Origin of the sequence: Aquibium pacificum (genome assembly GCF_040839445.1) — a bacterium.
GTDB classification, from domain to species: Bacteria; Pseudomonadota; Alphaproteobacteria; order Rhizobiales; family Rhizobiaceae; genus Aquibium; species Aquibium pacificus.
Genome location: NZ_JBDPGJ010000002.1, coordinates 1,110,349 through 1,130,923, shown reverse-complemented (window position 1 = coordinate 1,130,923; position 20,575 = coordinate 1,110,349). Strand labels below are relative to the sequence as shown.

Below are 20,575 nucleotides of genomic sequence, written 5' to 3'. Positions count from 1 at the left end.
ATTGTGTGAAGTTTTCGGCATTCAGGCGAAACGCCCGGAGGTTAACACCATCCTAACGATGATGAATTCCGAGGCGCTTCAGATGACACGCGAACAGGACATGATGGACTCCCCGACCAAGGCAGCCGCCCCTGGCGATCGAGCCTACTCGCTGGGCCGGCTCCGCCGCGGCGCATCCCGGCATCCAATGGGCATGTTCGCGGCCGTCGCGACAGCAGCACTCGCCTCGATAATGCTCCCCCTGACCAGCGCGGTTGCCCTGTCGCCTTCCGGAACGGGCACGCAGGAGCAGAGGATCGCTCCGGCGGAGGACGGGATGATGCCGGCGAGCGAGATCGATCTCGCCTGTTCGGGCCAGTCCTGGGGCAACGAAACGACGAAATGTCTGGTCGCGATCTCGAAAGATGGCGGAAAGACGATCTCTGCCAGAATAAGGACAATATCTGGCGCTTGAATGGCGGCCGTTGGAGGAATCGAAGATGACTAAGCTTCGCGAGAATATTCCCTACAGCGCCTTCCAGGCGGCGCGTGCGGCCTGTGAACTGATGAAGGCGTCCGACGTGCGACGGCAGGATCTGGCCGATCTGGATTGCGAATTCCCCTTCCCGGCGCGCGAACCGCGTTTCGACCGTGACGACGACGTCGTCGTGATGACCATCAACTGAGCCGCGTCAAGCCGGATCGCCTTCCCTCGCACGGAGGCGGTCCGCACTATGCCGTCACTGACCGGTCCGGTCAGCCAGCAAGGCCAGCACTCCGCGCAGTTCCAGCGTACTGAAGGGCTTTTCCAGCACGAGCGGCCGCAAGTCGAGCGGCAGCGCCTCGATCTCTCCCTTTGCACCCAGCATGTCACCCGTGACGATGACAAAGCGGCGCGCCAGTGAGGGCGAGCGGTCGCGGAACTGCTGGTAGATCGTCATCCCGCTCGCCTCGGGCATGCGCAGGTCGCTGAAGATGATGTCCGGCATGGCTCCCGCCAGGACGTCGTCGACCGACGTCCAGCGGGTGATGACCGAGGCCTTCACGCCCATCATCTCCAGGATGTCGGCGAGCGAACTCGCGACGTCCGGCTCGTCGTCGATGATCAGCGCCCGCGCGATGCCGGTGGTCCGCGCCGCCACCGTCCGCGCCGCGTCCGCATGGGCCTGCGCGAGCGGCAGCTCGACGCAGAACCGCACGCCGTGCGGCTCGACGTCATCGAACCAGATCCGGCCGTTGTGACGCTCGACGATCGAGCGCGAAATCGACAGACCGATGCCGGTGCCGACGCCGACAGGCTTGGTGGTGAAATAGGGCTCGAAGATGCGCTGCGCGATCTCGGCCGGGATTCCCGGACCGGTATCCTCGACCGAAAAGCCGACCGCGTCGGTGTTGCGCCAGGTTCGGACGCGAATCTTCCGTTCGCCCGAAGCTGCAGTCAGCGCGTGCTGGCCGTTGACGAGAAAATTCGCCGCGACCTGGGTGATGTGGTCGGCATCGACGAACACCGTCAGCGGTCCGGGAGCGAGGTCCGTCTCGACCGTCACGCCGGTGCTGCGCGCGCCATAGGCGGTCACTTCGAGGGCCGCGCGGATGACCTGGTTGAGGTCCGTCTCCTCGTGTTGCGCGGGGTGCAGGCGCACCATGCCGAGGAAGCTCTTGACGATGCGTCCGCAGCGCTCGGCGGCGGCGCGGACCTTCTCGGCGCGCGACTTCACCTGCGGGTCGTTGGCGAACTCAAAAAGTAGCGTCGACTGGGCCACCACCACGGCGAGCGGATTGTTGAGCTCGTGCGAGACGCCGGCGAGCAGCGATCCCATCGCCGCCATCTTCTCGTTCTGGTGCAGCCTGTCGCGCTGCCGGTTGATCTCCTCCTCGGCGCGCTGCCGCTCCCTCAGGTCCCGGATCGACCCGACGAACAGGCGCCGGTCGGCGGCGCGCACCTCCGAGATGGTCAGTTCGATCGGAAAGGATTCTCCCGAGGCATTGATCGCCTGGGTCTCGACGCGGCGGCCGATCATGATCGCGGGCCCGCCCTCCAGATATCGGCGGATGCCCTTCGTATGGCCCTTGCGGTGTTCCTGCGGGATCAGGGTCCCGGCGATGTTCTTGCCGAGCAACTCCGCCTTGGACCAGCCGAACATGGCTTCGGCGGCCGGATTGAACTCGATGATGCCGCCCGATTCGTCGATGACGACGACGCCGTCTAGGGCGGCCTGCACCATCGTGGTCCGGAAGACCTCGCTGACATGCTGTTCGGAGGAGGAATGTTCGATCGCGTCACCGATCGCGGATGCGACCAGTTCCACCGCCGCGGCTTCGTCCTCGGTCCATTCGCGTTCCCTGACGCAATCGTTGATGGCGAGCGTGCCCCAAAGATAGCCGTGCGCGAAGATCGGGACCGACAGGAACGACAGGATCAGGTTCTTCTCGAAATCGGCACGCAGGAAGCCTTCGAGGTTTCGCGTATGGCCCGAGAAGACCTTGCCTTGCCTCTCCTCCTCACCGATTCGCTTGAGGAGCGGGTCGTCCACCAGGATCGCTTCGCGGATCAATGTCGGGCGCTCGGCCGACTTCAGCACCGCGAGATCGACCCAGTAGGAGGCGATGGACTGCGAGAAGCCGGCCTTCGGCATCGGCTTGAGCTGGAAGACGATGGTGCGGTGGCAGTCCAGCGCCTGACCCAGGATGGCCAGGACGTCGTCGATCTCCTGCAGCCACTCGTTCGCCTCGCGAAGCCGGCGTGCGATACGCGAAATCGCGACCGGCAGGCTCATCGCGCGCGATCGGGTCGGAACCGGGACAGCCGCGCCTTCGATCATGCCGTCGCGATCTCCCTGCCAGGCGATAACGTCGTCAGCGGCTTTCCCCGCCGGGAAGCGAGAAGACGTAGCCTTCCCCGCGGACTGTTTTCAGGAAGCGCGGGCTCGCGGGGTCGGGCTCGATCTTCTTGCGCAGGCGCATGATGCGGATGTCGAGGGCGCGCGAGGATTCAAGATCCTCGCTGAAGCCGATCGCTTCCGAGATGGCCGAGCGGGTCAACAGGCGATTCGGTCGGGTCAGGAAAACTTCCAGCACATCGAACTCGCTCTTGGCGAGTTCGATGGATGAGCCGTCCGGACCGATGACCAGCCTTCCGTCGAGATCGGCGCTGTAGGAACCGAAGGATATGATCTTGTTGGCCACCCGCTTGGCCGGCGCCGGCGGGGCGGCAGCCGCGGCGGAGGCCGGCGGCACCCGCCGCAGCACGCTTCGAACCCGCGCCAGGAGTTCGCGCAGTTCGTAGGGCTTGACGATGTAGTCGTCGGCGCCGAGTTCGAGGCCGACGATGCGGTCGATTGAGGTGCCGGCGGCGGTGGCGAAGATGATGCCGAGCGGCATCTGCGAGCGAAGCCATCGCCCGAGCGCCAGCCCGTCCTCGCCAGGCATGGCGATGTCGAGGATCGCGAGATCGAAACTGTGCACGGCGACCAGTTCGCGCATCTCCGCCGCGCTCGCTGCGGTCATCACGTCGTATCCGCTCGCCGCGAGATATTCCGCCACCGCATCCCGCAGATCGGGCTCGTCGTCGACAACTGCGATACGCGACCGCATCGCGGTATCCCCCTGGTTTCCCGCAATAAGTAGATTGGGTATAAACATATTGTCCAGCCTGTTCATCGGGCGTTTGTTTCAGGGATCCGCAAGTGGGTCGAAGACCGGTCGTCGCGCGTATCTGCAGCAAGAACGAAACCGACGAAGCGCTGGCCGATTATCTCGACCGGCGCGGTTACGACGTGCGATTCGCGCACGAGGAATGGAGCGCGATGGCCCTTCTCGGCGCCAACGACGTCGACGTGGCGCTGGTCGACCTGCAACTCGACGGTCTCAGCGGAACCGACCTGTTGCGAAAATTCTCCGGCGGCGGATCGACGGCCTTCGTCATGATCGGCAGGAATTGCGAGCCGGTCGACCGCATCCTGGCGCTGGAACTCGGCGCGGCCGATTTCCTCGACGCTCCGGTCGTGCCGCGCGAACTGGCGAGCCGCCTCAACCGACTGCTTGCCCGGCGCGGACATCCAATCGGCGACCTTGTGATGCTGGAGAATTCCAGCGTCGACATGAAGGCGGCGCTGGTCATGCGCAATTCGGGTGAGGAGGAACAGCTCTCGCCGGGGCAGATCGCCCTGCTGCGCCTGTTTGTCGGCAATCCGGGCCGGGTGCTCGGCCGCGAGGACATCATGGCTGCGGCACCGGCGGAGAGCTTCGACGCCTTCGACCGCTCCGTCGATTCGCGCATCGTGCGGCTGCGCCGCAAGCTCGACACCGAAAGCATCGTGACGGTACGCGGCGCGGGTTATCGGTTCGATCCGCCGGTCTGACGCGGCCGCCCCTGCCGCATCCGCACGCATCACTCGCCCACCAGCGACAGAAGGTCAGTCTCGCCGCCCCAGACGAAGTCGACGCTGGCGCCCGCCATCTGCCGGCGGAATTCCTCGAGCACGACGACGTCGTCCGCGGACGGCGCAGCATCCGAGACGAGCACGACGCGCACCTTCATGCCCGACGCCTCCGGGATGTCGCGCACAAGCTGGCCGCCGAGCGCGTAGCGCATGTAGCCGGAGATCTTGTTTCCCAGCATCACGTGCGTCTCGGGCGACCAGGGCCGGTCCTGAACGATAACCATGGAGACGAAAGGCTTCGCTGCCTTCAGCGCGTCGATGGCATCGGGATCGTCCACCGCCGCGCCGGCCGGCAATCCACCCGCGAGAAGCGCCATGGCGATCAAGGCGGCACCGAGCACGGTGCGCCAAGCGTCCGTCAGGCGCGAGAATAGCCCGCGCGGGACCATCACCGCACCACGGCGCCGGTTTCGGCGGCGGCGAGGGTCTGTCTTTCGACCGCCATGCGCCGCGGCGTTTCGTCCTTCATCGCAAGTGCCGCGACGGCGGCGGCGCCGAAGGCGACCTGCCCCGCCAGGAGGGCATTGAGAACCATTCCCGCAAACCGGCTACGCATTTTCCATTCCTTCGAACTTCGGAGATCGCGGAAGCGACCCTGTTGGATGCAACATCGACCGGTTCTGTATCGGGACCATGCCGCTGGACCGGCTCCGGGTTGCAGCGCATGCGGGGCTCAAGACTTTGCAGCCGCATGGGAAATTCGCGCCACCGAGAGTGCGAAAGAAATAGTGAAGGCAGATGAGACTGTTTGTTTCGTCGAAGGCCAATTTGGAAACAGAAACGAAACCATTTCTACTGGTGAACGAAATTTCCATGAAACCTCCATGGCAGATTGTTCGGCCATCGAACATCGAACGAACAAAACAGATGGAGGCGGGAATGAAACAGAACCTGGCAACGAGACTGATCAACATCGCGGCCTTGACGATTGGTGGCGCAGCCCTGTGGATGGCAGCCGCGGCCAGCACGGCGGCGGCCTCCACGGTCGTTGCAAGGATCGACGTCTCCGACCAGACGATGCAGGTCATTGTGGACGGCCAGCCAACCTACGAATGGAAAGTCTCGACCGCCGGACGCGGCTACCGCACGCCGCGCGGGACATTCTCGCCCACCCGCATGCACAAGATGTGGTATTCGCGCAAATACGACAACGCGCCGATGCCGCATTCGATTTTCTTCCATGGCGGATATGCCGTGCATGCAACCGACGCCGTGAAGCGGCTGGGCCAGCCGGCATCCCATGGCTGCGTCCGCCTGCATCCGAAAAATGCGGCGAGCCTCTACAGTCTCGTGAAGTCCCATGGATCGGCGAACATGCGGATCGTTATCGTCGATTGATCCGAAGGACCGTAGACCTTCGCGACCACTTTAATGTCATTCGGCGGCCCTCGCCCGGGCCGCCGTTTTGGATTCCGCTTGACCGCGGCATGGGGCCTCGGTATCCAAGCCGTTATTCTGGAAACTTGGATATATGGATAAAACTGCTGCCCTTGCCGCGCTGGCCGCTCTCGGTCAGGACACCCGTCTGGAGGTGTTCCGCCTTCTGGTGAAGAGCGGGGAGGCCGGCCTTCCCGCCGGCGAGATCGCCGCGCGGCTGGACATCGTCCAGAACACGATGTCGGCGCACCTGAAGGTGCTGGCTCACGCGGGCCTGATCCGGCCGGAACGGGACGGCCGCACGATCCGCTATCTCGCGGACATGACCGGCCTGCGCGACCTGCTCGCCTACCTGATGGAGGACTGCTGCAACGGTTCTCCGGACCTCTGCCGGCCCGTCATCAACGCCATCACCTGCGATTGTTAGGGAAAGTTTCGCAATGAGCGACCAAGTCTACAACGTGCTATTCCTCTGCACCGGCAATTCGGCCCGCTCCATTCTCGCCGAGGCAATTCTCAATCGCGTCGGACAGGGCCGCTTCAGGGCCTTCTCGGCTGGTTCGCAGCCGAAAGGCGAGGTGCATCCCTATTCGCTGGACCTCCTGAAGAGCCTCAACCACGACACCTCGTTCGCCCGCTCGAAGAACTGGGAGGAGTTCGCGCAGCCGGGCGCCCCGGAGATGAACTTCGTCTTCACCGTCTGCGACAACGCCGCCAACGAGGCCTGTCCGGTGTGGCCGGGCCAGCCCATGACCGCGCACTGGGGCGTGCCCGACCCGGCGGCGGTGGAAGGGACCGAGGCGGAGAAGCGCCTCGCCTTCGCCGACGCCTACCGCATGCTCAACAACCGTATCTCGATCTTCACCAGCCTTCCCATGAATTCGCTGGATCGCCTGGCGCTGCAGAAGCGGCTGGACGAGATCGGTAGGAACCTGCCGAAGGCGGGATGATCAACGACAGGACGGCGACCGGCGACATGACGGATCGGACATTCGACGCTTCGACCGCGGCCGGCGGGATCGGCTTCTTCGAAAAATGGCTTTCGGCCTGGGTGGCGCTGTGCATCGTGGCCGGCATCGTTCTCGGCAACCTGCTGCCCGGCCTGTTCGGCACCCTGGCTGGCCTGGAGTTCGCGTCGGTCAACCTCGTGGTCGCGGTGCTCATCTGGGCGATGGTCTTCCCGATGATGGTCAACGTCGACTTCGCCAGCCTCAGTCATGTCGGAGACCGGCCCAAGGGACTGGTGCTGACGATCGTCGTGAACTGGCTGATCAAGCCGTTCACCATGGCCGCTCTGGGCGTGCTGTTCTTCGAATACGTCTTCGCGCCGTGGATCGCGCCCGCCGATGCGCAGCAGTACATCGCGGGTCTCATCCTGCTCGGCGCGGCACCCTGCACCGCGATGGTGTTCGTCTGGAGCCAGATGACGAAGGGGGATCCCAACTACACCCTGGTGCAGGTTTCGGTGAACGACATCATCATGATCTTCGCCTTCGCTCCGATCGTCGCGCTGCTGCTCGGCGTGACCGACATCGCCGTGCCCTGGGAGACGCTGCTCCTGTCGGTCGCCCTCTACGTGGTGATCCCGCTCATCGCCGGCGCGCTCACCCGCAAGCGGCTGCTGGACCGGGCCGGCGGCGGTCCGAAGGCAGAGGCGGCAGTCTCGGACTTCACCGGGCGCCTGAAGCCCCTGTCCGTGATCGGCCTGCTGGCGACGGTCGTGCTCCTGTTCGGCTTCCAGGGAAACGTCATCACCGGCAATCCGCTGCTGATCGTGCTTATCGCGGTGCCGCTGCTGATCCAGTCCTACGGCATCTTTTTCATCGCCTATGCGGCGGCGAAGGCATGGAAAGTGCCGTTCAACGTCGCGGCGCCCTGCGCCCTGATCGGAACCTCGAACTTCTTCGAACTCGCCGTCGCGGTGGCCATCAGCCTGTTCGGACTGAGCTCGGGCGCCGCGCTCGCCACCGTCGTCGGCGTCCTGGTGGAGGTTCCGGTGATGCTGTCGCTGGTCGCCTTCGCAAATCGCACCCAACACTGGTTCCCGAAGGCATGAGCGGCACGACGATCACCATCTATCACAATCCCGCCTGCGGGACGTCCCGCAACACGCTCTCCATGATCCGCCAGTCGGGCGAGGAGCCGGAGGTGATCGAGTACCTGAAGACGCCGCCCTCGCGCGAGAGGCTGGTCGAGCTCATCGCCGCGATGGGGATTACGCCGCGCCAACTCCTGCGCGAGAAGGGAACGCCATATCACGAACTCGGGCTCGACGATCCGAGATGGAGCGACGACCAGATCGTCGACTTCATGATGCAGCACCCGATCCTGATCAACCGGCCGATCGTCGTGACGCCGCTCGGGACCACGCTTTGCCGCCCCTCGGAGAAAGTGCTCGAAATCCTGCCCGACCCGGTGGGCCGCTTCGAGAAGGAAGACGGCGAGGTCGTGACCCGTTCCGGCGCAGGCAACGGCTGACGCGGCGGTCGTCCGGGCTCACTCGGGCTGGAGCGTGTCCATGTAGTCGATGATCGCGCCGATCTGCTCCGGCGATGCCTGGAATTCGGGCATGTCGGGGTGACCGGTCGAGACCCCTTCCACGAAGGCCTCTTCCAGCGCGTCGAGCGGGTAGCGTTCCGACAGGGTTCGGAAGGGCGGAGCCTCGGGATGCGTGCTTTCGTCGGTCGTGCCCACCGCATGGCAGCGGGCGCAGTTCGTCTCGACTAGCGCCTTTCCATAAGCCACCTGGTCTTCGGCGAGCGCGGCAGAAGGAAGGAGCCACGCCAACGCCAGGACGGCGCCCATGACGGAGCAACGGGGACCGAGAGTCTCTAGCGCAAGATGAACCATGACCCACACTACCACGCAATGCGGGGACCGGATTGATTTCCGTCAAGCGCTCGTCCCAACCACTCCGCCTCGATGTCGGAGATGAGCTTGCTGCGTGTGCTCCGGCGCGATCCCTTCCCGTCTCCTTCGACGTACAGAAGGAAGTGGAAAGGTATCAGGCCGCGCGCGGCACGGATCGCAGCGTCGTCAGGGATGATCGTCTGGCGGCCGTAGGCGATCCGACGCGGCAGGTGCAGTTCGGGCGCCACGTGGTCGATGAGTTCCGCGCAGTAGACGCACTCGGAGTCCCCGCTGTCGAAATGAAAGTCGAACCGGCCGCCAAGATGGTCGTAGAACGCTTCCAGCACCCGCCGTCTGGCGGCAGAAGAAAGCCGCGGCCGAAGGACCACCACCCGGTCGCCGTTCAGCACGCGAGACGGCCGCGACAGGTGTACCCCTTTGTGGTCGGACTCGATCACGGTCGCGCCGTCGCGGATCGCGTCGCGGTGGCGGCGCACGGACGGCTCGTTCCAGACCCCCATCGCCCGCAACTCGGCCTCGTTGCCGAGATAGACGGCCATGTGGCCGAAGAGCCCGGGAATGACGTGTCCGGATAATCGCCCCTTCGAACTCACGAGCAAGACGTCGAGCGGCCGCAGTTGCGCGAGGATTTCCCTCTCCGCCTCGCCGGCCAGGTATCCCTCGCGCCAGACAACGTGGGCGATGGTCCGGCCGACAAGCGGCGCCACGGGTTCCGCAATGGCGACGAGCCAGGATGGATAGCGTTCCACGTGGACGCAGCAAGGGCCCTTCTCCGCCGCGGCCGTCAGGCCATCTTTCGACGGGACGTGCGTGCAACCGGCCATCGAGAGACCGCAGGACAACAGCGCGACGACGGCCCGCGAACCGATCCCTCGCCCATTGAAGAAACTGACGTCTCCCACGGTCAGCCGCTGCCCATCCCTGCAACCCCTAAGGCAGTTTCGTCATACGCTTGTCCCACCGCTTCTCGATTTCCATGACGACGATGAGCGAGGCGGCGATCAGCAGGAGGACGCTCCACTGGGCCGGCGATACGGGCGCGATGCCGAGCGTGTCGCTCAGCACGGGAACGTGCATGGCCGCGATGTGCAGCGCCTGTACGCCGACGACACCGACGACCAGGAACGGGTTGCGCACGAGACCCTGGCGAAAGATCGAATGATGCTCGGATCGGCTGTTGAACGTCTGGACGTTCTCGAAGAGCACGAACAACAGGAGCAGAAGGTTGCGCGCTTCCGACTCGGTATGGCCGTTTGCGAGCAGCCACCAGAAGACGCCGAAGCCGCCGACGCCCATGACGATCGTCGAATGCAGGACGCGACGCAGCATCACGCGATTGAAGATCGGTTCGCGCGGACTCCGCGGTGGATACGACAGTTCGTCACCCTCCGCGCCCTCCGCGGCGAGGGCGACGTCCTGAACACCATTGGTGACGAGGTTGAGCCACAGCAGCTGAACCGCCGTCAGCGGCAGGGGCATGCCGAGCGGGATCGCCAGCAGGAAGAGCACCATTTCGGCGGCGCCGGTGGAGACCAGCAGGAACACGACCTTGCGGATGTTGGCGTATGAGACGCGGCCCTCGCGTATGCCCGCGACGATGGAAGCGAAATTGTCGTCGGTGACGATGATGTCGGCGCTTTCCTTCGCGACGTCCGTCCCCTTGCGGCCCATGGCGACGCCGACGTGGGCGTGCTTGAGGGCCGGCGCGTCATTGACACCGTCGCCGGTGACCGCCACGAAGTGGCCGTTGCGGGCCAGGGACAACACGATCGCGAGCTTCTGGGCAGGCTCGACGCGCGCGTAGATGCGGGCGCGGCGGGTGAGATCGTCCAGTGCGCTTTCGCCCTTCGCCTCCGCGTCGCGCACGGCATGGCCCGTAACCACCTGATCGTCCTCGAAGGGAATGCCGGCGTCCCGCGCGATCGCGCTCGCGGTCCTGGGATCGTCGCCCGTGACCATGGCGACCTCGATGCCGGCCCCCGCGCAGGCCGCGATCGCCTCGGTGACGCCGGGGCGAAGCGGATCCTGCATTCCCGCCAGACCGAGGAAGACGAGATCGACCAGATGGCCGTGACCATAGTCTCCATTCGGCTGCCGCGCGATCCGTCCCTCCGCGAAGGCAAGCACGCGCAGCCCGCGCGCGGCGAGTTCCTCCTTCTGGGCGAGGAGCGAGTCTCGGTCGATCGCGACCGCTTCGCCGTCGCGATCCATGCGGCTGGCCATGTCGATCAGCGTTTCGGGCGCACCCTTGACGAAGATGCGCACATCTTCCTCGGCCTGGTGAAAGGAGGCGGCGTATTTCAGGTCCGGTTCGTACGGGATGCGCCCGATCAGACGGTCGTGCTCCGGCACGTTCTCCTTGGCCAGACCGCCCTTCCTGGCGGCCGCGAGCAAAGCGACGTCGACGGTGTCGCCCATGCCCTTCCAGCCGTCCACCTCGCGCCGGAGAAGGGCTTCATTCGGCAGCACGGCGGCTTTCAGGAGTTCGGCCGCCCGCTCGCCGGCGCGCTCGTCTCCGACATGCGGGGAACGCAGCGCGCAGGCTTCAAGGTCCTCGCCTGTCTCGAAGGTCACGATCGTACCGTCCGGCAGCCGCACCTCGGTGACCGTCAGCTCGTTCATCGTCAACGTGCCGGTCTTGTCCGTGGCCACGATCGTACAGGAGCCCAGCGCCTCGATCGCGGCCATGCGCCGCACGATCACGTTGCTGCGCGCCATCCGCCGCATGCCGATGGCGAGCGCGATCGAGATCGCGACGGGCAGGCCTTCGGGGATCGCCGCGACCGCCAGACCGACCGACATCAGGAAAAGGTCGTGATAGCCCATGCCGCGCAGCAGGCCGACCGCGAAGAGCGCGGCGATGGCCACGCCGACGGTGATCGCGATGGTGCGCGAGAAGCGGTCCAGGCGAACCATGAGCGGCGGCCGGGAGATGGATCGCGTGGCGATCATCTCCGCAATTTTGCCGATCTCGGTGGATGCGCCGGTGGCGGAAACGACACCCCGTCCCCGTCCGCGCGTGACCATGGTGCCGGCGAAGGCGCGCGTGCCCTCCCCTTTTTCTTCGATTTCGCCGATTTTCTTCGACACCGGGAGGGACTCGCCCGTCAGCAGCGATTCGTCGCACTGGAGGTTTTCGGCCGAATGCAGTCTCACATCGGCCGGAACGCGGTTGCCGGCTTCGAGAAGCACGAGATCGCCGGGGACGAGATCGCGCGCATCGATCTCCCGCTGCAAGCCGTCCCTGATGACCGTCGCATGCGGCTGCTCCAGGCTGCGCAGCGCCGCGGCGGCGCGGCCGGCCGAAAATTCCTGAACTGTTCCGATGATACCGTTGAGGAGCAGGACGATACCGATGAAGATCGCATCCCTCACATCGCTCAGAGCGATGGAGACGAGCGCCGCGGCGAGCAGGATATATATCAGCGGGCTGAGGAACTGACGTAAGAACACGGAGGCCAGCGACGGCGGCCTGCCTTCGGGAAGTGAGTTCGGTCCGTGTTCGCGGAGGCGCTCGCCGGCGTCGGCTTGTGACAGTCCGCGTTGCGGCGATGCTGGATAGATCTCGGCGTTCATGCGGGGAGCCATAGCGCCTCGACGTTTCGCCGATCCTTGACGCGGGTCAAGTTCAGGGGCGAACGGCCGAACGCAGGGGGAAAGTTCCGGTCGTCGACCTTCACTTCTGGAGGACGTATGTGCCCGGCGCGTGGCAGATCGCCGGATAGAGCGGCGAGCCACCCGCCACCCGCGCCGCGACGTTCTCGCCAGAATGTCCGTGCAACCACGTCGCCCACGCCGGCCACCATGAGCCCTCGACGGCCGCCACGTCCGATGTCCAGCTCGCAGGGTCCGGATGCGGGTCGCCGTGACGGTAGCGGAGCAGCTGATAACGCCGGTGCGGATGGCCGGGCTCGGCGACGATGCCGGCATTGTGACCGCCATTCGTCAGGACGAAATCGACGTCGGTGTCGAACAGGTGGGTGATCTTGAACACGGAACGCCAGGGCGCGACGTGGTCGGTCTGCGTGCCCACGGCGAAGACGGGAACCGCGATGTCCTCCACATGAACGGGACGCCCCTCGACGCGGAAGCGGCCCTGCGAAAGATCGTTGTCCAGGAACAACTGGCGCAGATACTCCGAATGCATGCGATAGGGCATGCGCGTGGCATCGGCATTCCACGCCATCAGGTCGTTCATCCGCGGCTTCTCGCCCATCAGGTATTCGCTCACCATGCGCGACCAGACGAGGTCCTGCGAGCGCAGCATCTGGAAGGCGCCGGCCATCCTGCGCTGGTCCAGATAGCCCTCTTTCCACATGACGTCCTCTATGAGGGCGACTTGGCTCTCGTCGATGAACAGGCCGAGTTCGCCCGGTTCGTCGAAATCCACCTGGGCGGCAAACAGCGACAGCGTTTTCAACCGTGTGTCACCGTCCCGCGCCATGGTCGCGGCCGCGACCGAGAGCAGCGTTCCGCCGAGACAGTAGCCGACGGCGTGCATCTGGCCATCGCCCGAAATCGCCTCGACCGCATCGATGGCGGCCATGACGCCGTGCCTGCGATAGTCGTCGAACCCGACGTCGCGCTGTTCGCGACCCGGGTTGCGCCACGAGATGCAGAACACCGTGAACCCCTCCCCCACCAGATAGCGGATCAGCGAATTGCCTGGCGACAGGTCGAGGATGTAATATTTCATAATCCAGGCGGGCACGATGAGCACGGGTTCGGACCGGACCGTGGCCGTCGACGGGCTGTACTGGATGAGCTCCATCAGTTCGTTGCGGAACACGACCTCGCCGGGCGTGGCGGCGAGCTCGATCCCCGGTCGGAAGTCCTCGATCCCTTCGGGAGGAAGCTGGGCCGCCAGGCGATAGAAGTCCGCGAGCCAATTCTGGAACCCTGCCACGAGGTTGGCACCCCGGTCCCGGACGGTCTTCTCGATCACGGCCGGGTTCGTTGCCGGAAAATTGGACGGAGCCACCATGTCTAGGAACTGGCGGCCATAGAACTCCACCAGGCGCTCGTGCTTGGCCGCCACGCCCGGCATGCCGGTGGTCGCATTGTGCCACCATTGCTGCCAGAGCAGGAAGGATTGGCTGAGGGCGCTGAACGGCGGCGCCTGCCAGCCGGGGTGGTCGAACCGTCTGTCCTGAGGCAAGGGCGTGATACAGGCCGGCTTCGATGCCGCGTCGGCCATGCACGCGGCGAGGAAGCCGCGGAACCGCTCGACCTTCTCCAGCCCCTTGGCCGCCAGTTCGAGCCGCTTGCCGGGGGACAGGGCCAGATGAAGTGCCCAATCCTGCCAGGCGCTCGCAAGACTGATGGGCGAAATGCCGAATCCTTGTCCGGCGAGCAAGGCATGATAGATACGGTCGAGATCCCTGTAGCCGTCGTCAGCAACCGTCTCGCTCTGTCCAGTTTGAGATTCGGCGCGGATATCCCGATGCGGCGCATCCGCCACCTGGGGAAGAACCTGCGTCAGCCGGGCTCCGGCTCTTGTCCTGCGCGGGGCGCCCGCCCGCTTGCCGAGCTTCTCGCGGGGATGCATGTGGTGTCTTCCTCCGAACCAGGCGAGAACCCTACGTAGCAGACAGCGCCGGCTCAGGCCGTGGCGGTCACGCGGAAACCGTCTGGGCGGCCATGTCGTCGATCGAGGCCTGGGCCTCCTCGCGCACGCGCTTGGCGGTCTCTGAAGCGATCCTGGAGCCGATGCCGGCGATCTTGCTGCTCTCCGCCGCATACTCCGCCGCGGCGTTCTCGACGAAACCGGCATAGATGTCGAAGGCGTCCTTGAAGCCGTCCGAGGCGACGAGATCGTCCACCAGCTTCATGTCCTTCTCGAGCCGCTGCTTCAGGAAGGCCAGCGTCTCGATATTGTAGCGCAGGCCGGCTTTCAGGGCATTGCCCTGGAGCCGGGCGGCGGCGAAGAAGAACTTCTGCGCGTTGGCGAGCGCCGGAGAGGATTGCAGGAACATAGCGCCAATCGGGTCGAGCGAATTCGTCATCGAAAGCCTCCTGTTCGGTTTTCTATCGTTTCGTCGGCAGGGCGATTCCAAGACCGAGGTCGGTCGCATGCGTCCGCCCTGCAATTTCACTCTGGACCCATCCCGCATCGGCCGTGTTGATCGGGATCAACCGGCCGATCCGGCGGCGGGAGAATAGGGACGGCGATCAGCGCGCCATCAGGATGGGCAGGCTCGGCCGCTCGACCATCGCCCGCGTCACCCCTCCGAATATGCGCTCGCGGAACCGCGAGTGTCCGTATGCACCCATCACCAGAAGCTCGGCCGCGGTATCGGTCGCATGCCGGCGCAGGACTTCGGCAACCGGCTGATCGGCACCGGGCAACCGGTCGACGGTGACCTTTGCCCCATGCCTCGCGAGATAGGCCGCGACGTCGGCGCCCGGCTCCGCCCCATGGGCATCCTCGCCTTCGGCGGGGTCTACCAGCACGACCCGAACCTCCTCCGCGCCCTCGATCATGTCCATGGCCTCGCGGACGGCGCGAGCGGCCTCGACCCGGCCGTCCCACGCCACCATGACCCGCTTGGGCAAAAGCGTGGGCTGGACGTTCTCCGGCACCAGGAGCACGGGTCTGCCGGAGAAGAACAGGGAGCCTTCGACGACCTTCGGTCCCAGCCGCTCCGATTTCAGGGTCTCCGGTCCGATGAGCGTGATGTCGGCATAGCGCGCCCGCCGACCGACCGTCTCGTCGGTCCATGCTTCCTCCGGATAGCCAGTGCTCACGTCGGCCGAAAGCCCCGTCCCGCTCAGGAAGGCCGAGACGGAGGATTCCCTCTCCCGCAGCCGCTCTTGATCCTCCTGGCGTTCCTGGATCCAGCCGTCCGATACCATCGCCGCGAACTCGCCGGCCGGCGGTGGCGGGGCGATCGCCACCACGAGCACGGAAAGATGTGCCGCCATCTGATCGCATAATCCGGCGGCGAGCCGCAGGTCGCCCTCCCGGTGGTTCACGCCGGTAACCGAAAGGATGGTCTTGATGCTCATGTCGACAGCTCCGTTCCCGCCGGTATCCGGCCGGCACGGGCAGGTTTCTAGGCCGCCATTCGAAAAGGCTCATTGCGCTGGATCAAAAGCGGTAAGCGGCCTCGAAGACTGGATTGATCGGCGTCAAGGCAGCACGCGCGGCGCGGGATATGTTTTGGCCATCCATTCTTCGGGAAAAAAGCTCATGATCAAGCAGACCGCCGTCGCCATTTCGATGCTCGCGGCGTTGGGAGGACAAGTAGCCGCTCAGGAGGAGATGTCCTACGGAGAGGCCGAGTTCGTGAATTCGTGCGCCGCATGCCATGGCGAACGGGGAATGGGCGACGGTCCCCTGGCGAGTATCCTGACCACGCCTCCGGCCGATCTGACCCGGCTGAGCGAGGGAAACAAGGGCGCCTTTCCGTACTATCGTGTCTTTGCCGTCATCGACGGCCGCTATCTCATTCCCGGACATGGCGGCCGGGAGATGCCAGTCTGGGGACAGCAGTTCATCGAGGAGGACGCCAAGACCTACGGCCCGAACGGCGGGGAACTTATCACCACCGAACGAATCCACGAGCTGACCAGTTATATCGAGACGCTGCAGAGGTGAACGCATCCGCCCGTGCGGATGGAGACGAGACAGCGACAGCCAGTCCGGAGAACCGCAGATGATCGTCGAGGACCAGAGCGCCACGGTGGCCTTTCTGGAGGATCCGTCTTCCTTCGGTTCGGCCTCGCCCGTGGAGACGATCGACACCCATATCTCCTTCGTCTTCCTCGCCGGAGACCATGCCTTCAAGATGAAGCGCGCGGTGAAGCTGCCCTATGCCGATTTCTCGACCCCCGCCCTTCGGCTCGCGGCCTGCGAGAAGGAAGTCGAACTGAACGGGGCGACGACACCGGAGATCTATCTCGGCGTCCGCCGCATCACCCGTTCCGCTGATGGCGGGCGCGAATTCGATGGCCAAGGCGAACTCGTGGACGCGGTGGTCGAGATGAAGCGCTTCGGCCAGGAGTGCATCTTCGACCACCTGGCGGGCGCGGGTCTCCTGACGCACGAACTCATGACCCGCACCGCGCGCATGATCGTGCAGTTCCACCGCACCGCGCCGGTGATCCACATGACGAGCGGTTCGCAAAACATCGGCGGCGTGCTGGACATCGACGAGGCGGCCTTCGCCGGCAGCCATGTCTTCGGCGAAGCGGAAGTCGTGGATCTGAACCGCGCATTCCGCGAGGCGCTGTCGCGCCATGCGCCGCTGCTCGACCGCCGCGAGGCAGCGGGAAAGGTCCGCCGCTGCCACGGCGACCTTCACCTGCGCAACATCTGCCTGCTGGACGGTGCTCCCCGCCTGTTCGACTGCATCGAATTCAACGACCAGATCGCCACCGTCGACGTTCTCTACGACCTCGCCTTCCTGCTGATGGACCTTTGGCATCGGGGCTTTCCCGAACACGCCAACCTCGTCATGAACCGCTATCTGGACGAGGCGGACGACGAGGACGGCTTCCCACTGCTGCCGTTCTTCATGGCGGTTCGCGCCGCCGTGCGCGCCCATGTCACGGCCACGCGCATCGAGGAAGGCGGCACCTCCGGAAAGCTGGCCGATGAGGCGCGGTCTTATTTCGACCTCGCTCACACGCTCCTGGGCAATCAGCCCGCGCGCCTCGTCGCGATAGGCGGACTGAGTGGCACGGGCAAGACGACGGTCGCCGAAGCGCTCGCGCCGCGGCTCGGCCTTGCGCCGGGCTCGCGCATCATCGAGAGCGACCGGATCCGCAAGGCCATGTACGGAGTTGCGGCAGAGACCCGCCTGCCGGCAAGGTCCTACACGCCGGATGTGTCGAGGCGCGTCTACCGCGAGATGGCGTGGCGGTCGGCCCTGATCCTCGCCGAGGGCGGGTCCGTCGTCGCCGACGCCGTCTTCGACCGCACGGATAATCGCGAGGCGATCGAAAAGGCGGCCAGCGACGAGCGGGTGCCTTTCACCGGCATATGGCTGGAGGCCGATGCGGCCGTGCTGTGGCAGCGGGTCGGCGCTCGTCGAGGCGGCCCCTCGGACGCGACGGTGGACGTCCTCGCACGGCAGTTGGAGCGGCAGGTCGAAGACATGTCGTGGCACCGGATCGACGCCGGCGGGTCCGTCGCCGACATCGCCGACGCGATCCTGTCGCTCTGCCGGCTGCACGAGCCGAACTGACGTCCCCGCCATCCGGCGGCGTTCAGGCGAGGTCGAGCTTCGCGTGGCAGACGCCGGCTTCCTGCGCATTGCTTTCGAGCGTGAAACCGAAGTCCCGGCACATGTCGAGCATCTTGCGGTTTTCCGAAAGCACGATGCCCTCCACCCGACGGATGCCTTCGGAACGGGCGTAGTCGATGATGCGGCGCAGCAGCGCGAAGCCCAGGCCGTGCCCCTGAAGGTCGGTACGCACCAGCAGCGCATACTCCGCCGAGACGCGGTCAGGATCGCTCGAGAGGCGGCCGATGCCGGCAAGCTCGCCGGTATCCTGCCTTATGGCCACGAGCGCCATATCGCGTTCGTAGTCGAGCTGGGTCAGGCGCTTCAGCATTTCGTCGGGAAAGCCTTTTCGCGGCGCTAGGAAGCGGAAGCGGATGTCGTCGGGCGATGTCTTGTCGAGGAATTCGGGATAGAGCGCGATGTCGGCCGGCTTGATCGGCCGGATCAGGAAGCCCATTCCACCCGCCGAAAAGGTCTGCTCCCATTTCGCCGGATAGGGGCGGATCGCGAGATCGGGATTGGGGCCGTCCTCCTCGACCCGCCCGGGATCGATCTCGACACGCGCGTCGAGCGCGATCACGCCTTGCGGATCGGCGAGCAGCGGGTTCACGTCGAGCGAGGCGATGCAGGGAAAGTCGACGATCAGTTGCGACAGGCCGTTCAGGGCCGCGGCGATGCCGGCGCGGTCCGCCGGCTTCCTGTCCCGGTAGCCCGCGAGCAGCCGCCCGATGCGCGTCCGGTCGATCAGGTCCCCGGCCAGAACGTCGTCCAGCGGCGGAAGCGCGATCGCGGTGTCGTCCATGATCTCGACGGCGGTCCCGCCGGCGCCGAACAGCACAATGGGGCCGAAGATCGGGTCGCGGCTCATCCCGAGTATCAGCTCCTGCGCCTGCTTGCGCGCCACCATCGGCTGCACCGCGAAGCCTTCGATGTCGGCGCCGGGCGCCTTCTTCGCAACGCGCGTGCGGATGGTCTCGGCAGCCTTGAAGGCCGCCTCTTCGCCATCGATGTCGAGAATAACCCCGCCGATGTCGGACTTGTGCGAGATCGCCTTTGAGAGGAGCTTCACGACGACCCTGTCCCAGTCCTTGAGGAGCTTGCGCGCCGCTTCCCTCGCTTCTTCCGGCGTCTTCGCGACGATCGTTTCCGGTACCGGAATGCCGTAGGCTCCGATGACCGCCTTCGCCTCCGGCTCGGTCAGCATGCGCCGCCCTTCCCGGGCGACGGTGCGGAAGATCGCGAGCACGGACTCGCGGTCTCTCGGCGCGTCCTCGCTTCGGCTCGACGGCACGCGCAAGAGTGCTTCCTGGGCGCGCGACCAGTCGCTGAGATAGGAGACCGCCATCGCCGTGTCGGCCGGGGTGGCGTAGCTCGCCACGCCGGCATCGTGGAGGATCTGACGTCCTTCCCTCGCCGTGTGCTCGCCGAGCCAGCAGGTGAGCACCGGTTTGCGATTGATCGTGCCGCGGGTCGTCAGCGCCGCGACCGCCCGGGCGGCATCGACGGGCGAGGCCAGACCCGTCGGGCAGTTGAGCACCATTATCGCGTCCGTGCCCGGATCGTCCGCCACGGCCTGGACCGCCGCGACGTAGCGTTCGGGCGGCGCGTCGCCGATTATGTCGACCGGATTGGCGTGCGACCATGTCGCCGGCAGAGAGCCGTTGAGCTTCTCGATCGTCCCGGGCGACAGTTCCGCCAGTTCGCCGTTGCAGTCGATCAGCCGGTCCACCGCGAGCACGCCGGCACCGCCTCCGTTGGTGACGATACCGACGCGCGAGCGCTGCAGCGGCGAAAACCGCGCCGTCGTCTCGGCGGCGTCGAAGAGTTCCGCCAGGCCGTTGACGCGCAAAATTCCGGCTCGCGACAGGGCCGCGTCCACGACACGGTCGGCGCCCGAAAGCGCGCCGGTGTGGGTCGCGGCCGCGGCCGCAGCCTGTTCGTGGCGGCCCGACTTGACGACGATGACCGGCTTGATGCGGGAAGCCGCACGGGCCGCGGACATGAACTTGCGCGGATTGGGGATCGACTCGAGATACATGACGATCGCCTTCGTGCCGGCGTCGCCCGCCAGCATGTCCAGATAGTCGCCGACGTCGACGTCGGCCATGTCGCCCAGCGAGACGAGATGCGAAAAGCCGAGATTGTTGTCGGCGGCCCAGTCGATCAGCGCGGTCGCAATCGCCCCGGACTGGGAGAGCAGCGCGATCTTGCCGGCTCGGGGCGCCATGTGGGCGAAGCCGGCATTGAGCTTGAGCGGCGGGATCATGAGGCCGAGCGTGTTCGGTCCGATGATGCGGAAGAGATAGGGCCTTGCCGCATCCAGCATCGCCTGCCTGAGCCCGTTCTGGCGGGTGAGCCCGGCTGTGATGACGACGGCCGCGCGCGTGCCCTTCTCGGCGAGTTCGCGGATCACCTCCGGCACCACCTGCGGCGGCGTCACGACGACGCCGAGATCGGGCACACCCGGGAGCGTGGCGGCGTCGGGGTAGCAGCGAATGCCGGAGACCTCAGCGTATTTGGGGTTCACCGGCCAGATGTCGCCCTCGAAGCCGCCGTTGATGACGTTGTCGGTGACGATACGGCCAACCGACCCCGGCTTGACGGAAGCACCGATGATGGCGACGGATCGGGGACGCACCGCGAACTCGAGATTTCTGATGGTCACCTGTCTGCTCT

Annotated in this window: 21 protein-coding genes; 10 read left to right on the top strand and 11 right to left on the bottom strand. The window is 65.6% G+C overall.

Going from position 1 to position 20,575, the window contains the following annotated elements; genetic code table 11:
• Window positions 1-82 precede the first annotated feature (82 nt).
• Both ABGN05_RS11890 and ABGN05_RS11885 read left to right on the top strand, forming a co-directional pair.
• Window positions 83-454, top strand: coding sequence for a hypothetical protein (locus ABGN05_RS11890; RefSeq protein ID WP_367954216.1), 372 nt, complete (start codon window positions 83-85; stop codon window positions 452-454).
• Window positions 455-479: 25 nt separating this feature from the next.
• Window positions 480-665: a hypothetical protein gene (locus ABGN05_RS11885; protein WP_367954215.1), complete on the top strand. Its 186-nt coding sequence runs from the start codon at window positions 480-482 to the stop codon at window positions 663-665.
• 54 nt (window positions 666-719) lie between these two features.
• Here ABGN05_RS11885 and ABGN05_RS11880 read toward each other — a convergent pair whose 3' ends face one another.
• Together ABGN05_RS11880 and ABGN05_RS11875 are read right to left on the bottom strand one after the other, a co-directional pair.
• A complete protein-coding gene (locus tag ABGN05_RS11880; RefSeq protein WP_367954214.1) occupies window positions 720-2,801 on the bottom strand; it encodes a PAS domain S-box protein in 2,082 nt (693 codons plus the stop codon).
• 34 nt (window positions 2,802-2,835) lie between these two features.
• The gene (locus tag ABGN05_RS11875) at window positions 2,836-3,573 is read right to left on the bottom strand and encodes a response regulator (RefSeq protein ID WP_367954213.1); all 738 of its coding nucleotides are present in this window, start codon (window positions 3,571-3,573) and stop codon (window positions 2,836-2,838) included.
• Between the two features lie 92 nt (window positions 3,574-3,665).
• On the opposite strand from ABGN05_RS11875, the gene ABGN05_RS11870 reads away from it, so the two are divergent.
• On the top strand, window positions 3,666-4,340 hold the full coding sequence (locus tag ABGN05_RS11870; RefSeq protein ID WP_367954212.1) for a response regulator transcription factor: 675 nt from the start codon (window positions 3,666-3,668) through the stop codon (window positions 4,338-4,340).
• A gap of 29 nt (window positions 4,341-4,369) precedes the next feature.
• Here the strand turns inward: ABGN05_RS11870 and ABGN05_RS11865 are convergent, their stop codons facing one another.
• Together ABGN05_RS11865 and ABGN05_RS11860 are read right to left on the bottom strand one after the other, a co-directional pair.
• Window positions 4,370-4,810, bottom strand: a complete 441-nt coding sequence (locus ABGN05_RS11865; RefSeq protein WP_367954211.1) for a DUF6572 domain-containing protein — start codon at window positions 4,808-4,810, stop codon at window positions 4,370-4,372.
• Window positions 4,810-4,977, bottom strand: a complete 168-nt coding sequence (locus ABGN05_RS11860) for a hypothetical protein (RefSeq protein ID WP_367954210.1) — start codon at window positions 4,975-4,977, stop codon at window positions 4,810-4,812. The genes ABGN05_RS11865 and ABGN05_RS11860 overlap by 1 nt, the downstream gene beginning before the upstream one ends.
• A gap of 323 nt (window positions 4,978-5,300) precedes the next feature.
• On the opposite strand from ABGN05_RS11860, the gene ABGN05_RS11855 reads away from it, so the two are divergent.
• The 5 genes from ABGN05_RS11855 to arsC all read left to right on the top strand — a co-directional run bounded on the left by ABGN05_RS11855 (window position 5,301) and on the right by arsC (window position 8,276).
• A complete protein-coding gene (locus ABGN05_RS11855) occupies window positions 5,301-5,759 on the top strand; it encodes a L,D-transpeptidase (RefSeq protein ID WP_367954369.1) in 459 nt (152 codons plus the stop codon).
• A 133-nt stretch (window positions 5,760-5,892) separates the two neighbouring features.
• Window positions 5,893-6,225, top strand: coding sequence for an ArsR/SmtB family transcription factor (locus tag ABGN05_RS11850; protein WP_367954209.1), 333 nt, complete (start codon window positions 5,893-5,895; stop codon window positions 6,223-6,225).
• Window positions 6,226-6,238: 13 nt separating this feature from the next.
• Window positions 6,239-6,748: an arsenate reductase ArsC gene (locus ABGN05_RS11845; RefSeq protein ID WP_367954208.1), complete on the top strand. Its 510-nt coding sequence runs from the start codon at window positions 6,239-6,241 to the stop codon at window positions 6,746-6,748.
• A gap of 26 nt (window positions 6,749-6,774) precedes the next feature.
• A complete protein-coding gene (gene arsB / locus ABGN05_RS11840) occupies window positions 6,775-7,854 on the top strand; it encodes an ACR3 family arsenite efflux transporter (protein WP_367954368.1) in 1,080 nt (359 codons plus the stop codon).
• Window positions 7,851-8,276 (top strand): arsenate reductase (glutaredoxin), encoded by a 426-nt coding sequence (gene arsC, locus ABGN05_RS11835; RefSeq protein ID WP_367954207.1) that lies wholly within the window; start codon window positions 7,851-7,853, stop codon window positions 8,274-8,276. The genes arsB and arsC overlap by 4 nt, the downstream gene beginning before the upstream one ends.
• Before the next feature lie 18 nt (window positions 8,277-8,294).
• Here arsC and ABGN05_RS11830 read toward each other — a convergent pair whose 3' ends face one another.
• From ABGN05_RS11830 to ABGN05_RS11805, 6 genes are all read right to left on the bottom strand, one after another.
• Entirely contained in the window at window positions 8,295-8,603 is a 309-nt protein-coding gene (locus ABGN05_RS11830) for a c-type cytochrome (protein WP_367954206.1), read from the bottom strand.
• A gap of 53 nt (window positions 8,604-8,656) precedes the next feature.
• Entirely contained in the window at window positions 8,657-9,571 is a 915-nt protein-coding gene (locus ABGN05_RS11825) for a YiiX/YebB-like N1pC/P60 family cysteine hydrolase (protein WP_367954205.1), read from the bottom strand.
• Window positions 9,572-9,599: 28 nt separating this feature from the next.
• Window positions 9,600-12,245 carry a cation-translocating P-type ATPase gene (locus tag ABGN05_RS11820; protein ID WP_367954204.1) on the bottom strand — a complete coding sequence of 882 codons (2,646 nt, stop codon included), beginning with the start codon at window positions 12,243-12,245 and terminating at the stop codon, window positions 9,600-9,602.
• Window positions 12,246-12,345: 100 nt separating this feature from the next.
• Complete coding sequence (locus tag ABGN05_RS11815; RefSeq protein ID WP_367954203.1) at window positions 12,346-14,217, bottom strand: PHA/PHB synthase family protein; 1,872 nt, start codon at window positions 14,215-14,217, stop codon at window positions 12,346-12,348.
• A gap of 67 nt (window positions 14,218-14,284) precedes the next feature.
• Window positions 14,285-14,674: a phasin family protein gene (locus ABGN05_RS11810; RefSeq protein ID WP_367954202.1), complete on the bottom strand. Its 390-nt coding sequence runs from the start codon at window positions 14,672-14,674 to the stop codon at window positions 14,285-14,287.
• Window positions 14,675-14,840: 166 nt separating this feature from the next.
• A complete protein-coding gene (locus ABGN05_RS11805; RefSeq protein ID WP_367954201.1) occupies window positions 14,841-15,677 on the bottom strand; it encodes a universal stress protein in 837 nt (278 codons plus the stop codon).
• Window positions 15,678-15,861: 184 nt separating this feature from the next.
• Between ABGN05_RS11805 and ABGN05_RS11800 the strand changes: the two genes are divergently transcribed.
• Together ABGN05_RS11800 and ABGN05_RS11795 are read left to right on the top strand one after the other, a co-directional pair.
• Window positions 15,862-16,269: a c-type cytochrome gene (locus tag ABGN05_RS11800; protein ID WP_367954200.1), complete on the top strand. Its 408-nt coding sequence runs from the start codon at window positions 15,862-15,864 to the stop codon at window positions 16,267-16,269.
• 58 nt (window positions 16,270-16,327) lie between these two features.
• Entirely contained in the window at window positions 16,328-17,860 is a 1,533-nt protein-coding gene (locus ABGN05_RS11795; RefSeq protein WP_367954199.1) for a bifunctional aminoglycoside phosphotransferase/ATP-binding protein, read from the top strand.
• Between the two features lie 22 nt (window positions 17,861-17,882).
• On the opposite strand, the gene ABGN05_RS11790 is transcribed toward ABGN05_RS11795, so the two are convergent.
• The gene (locus ABGN05_RS11790; protein ID WP_367954198.1) at window positions 17,883-20,564 is read right to left on the bottom strand and encodes a bifunctional acetate--CoA ligase family protein/GNAT family N-acetyltransferase; all 2,682 of its coding nucleotides are present in this window, start codon (window positions 20,562-20,564) and stop codon (window positions 17,883-17,885) included.
• Window positions 20,565-20,575: the final 11 nt, after the last annotated feature.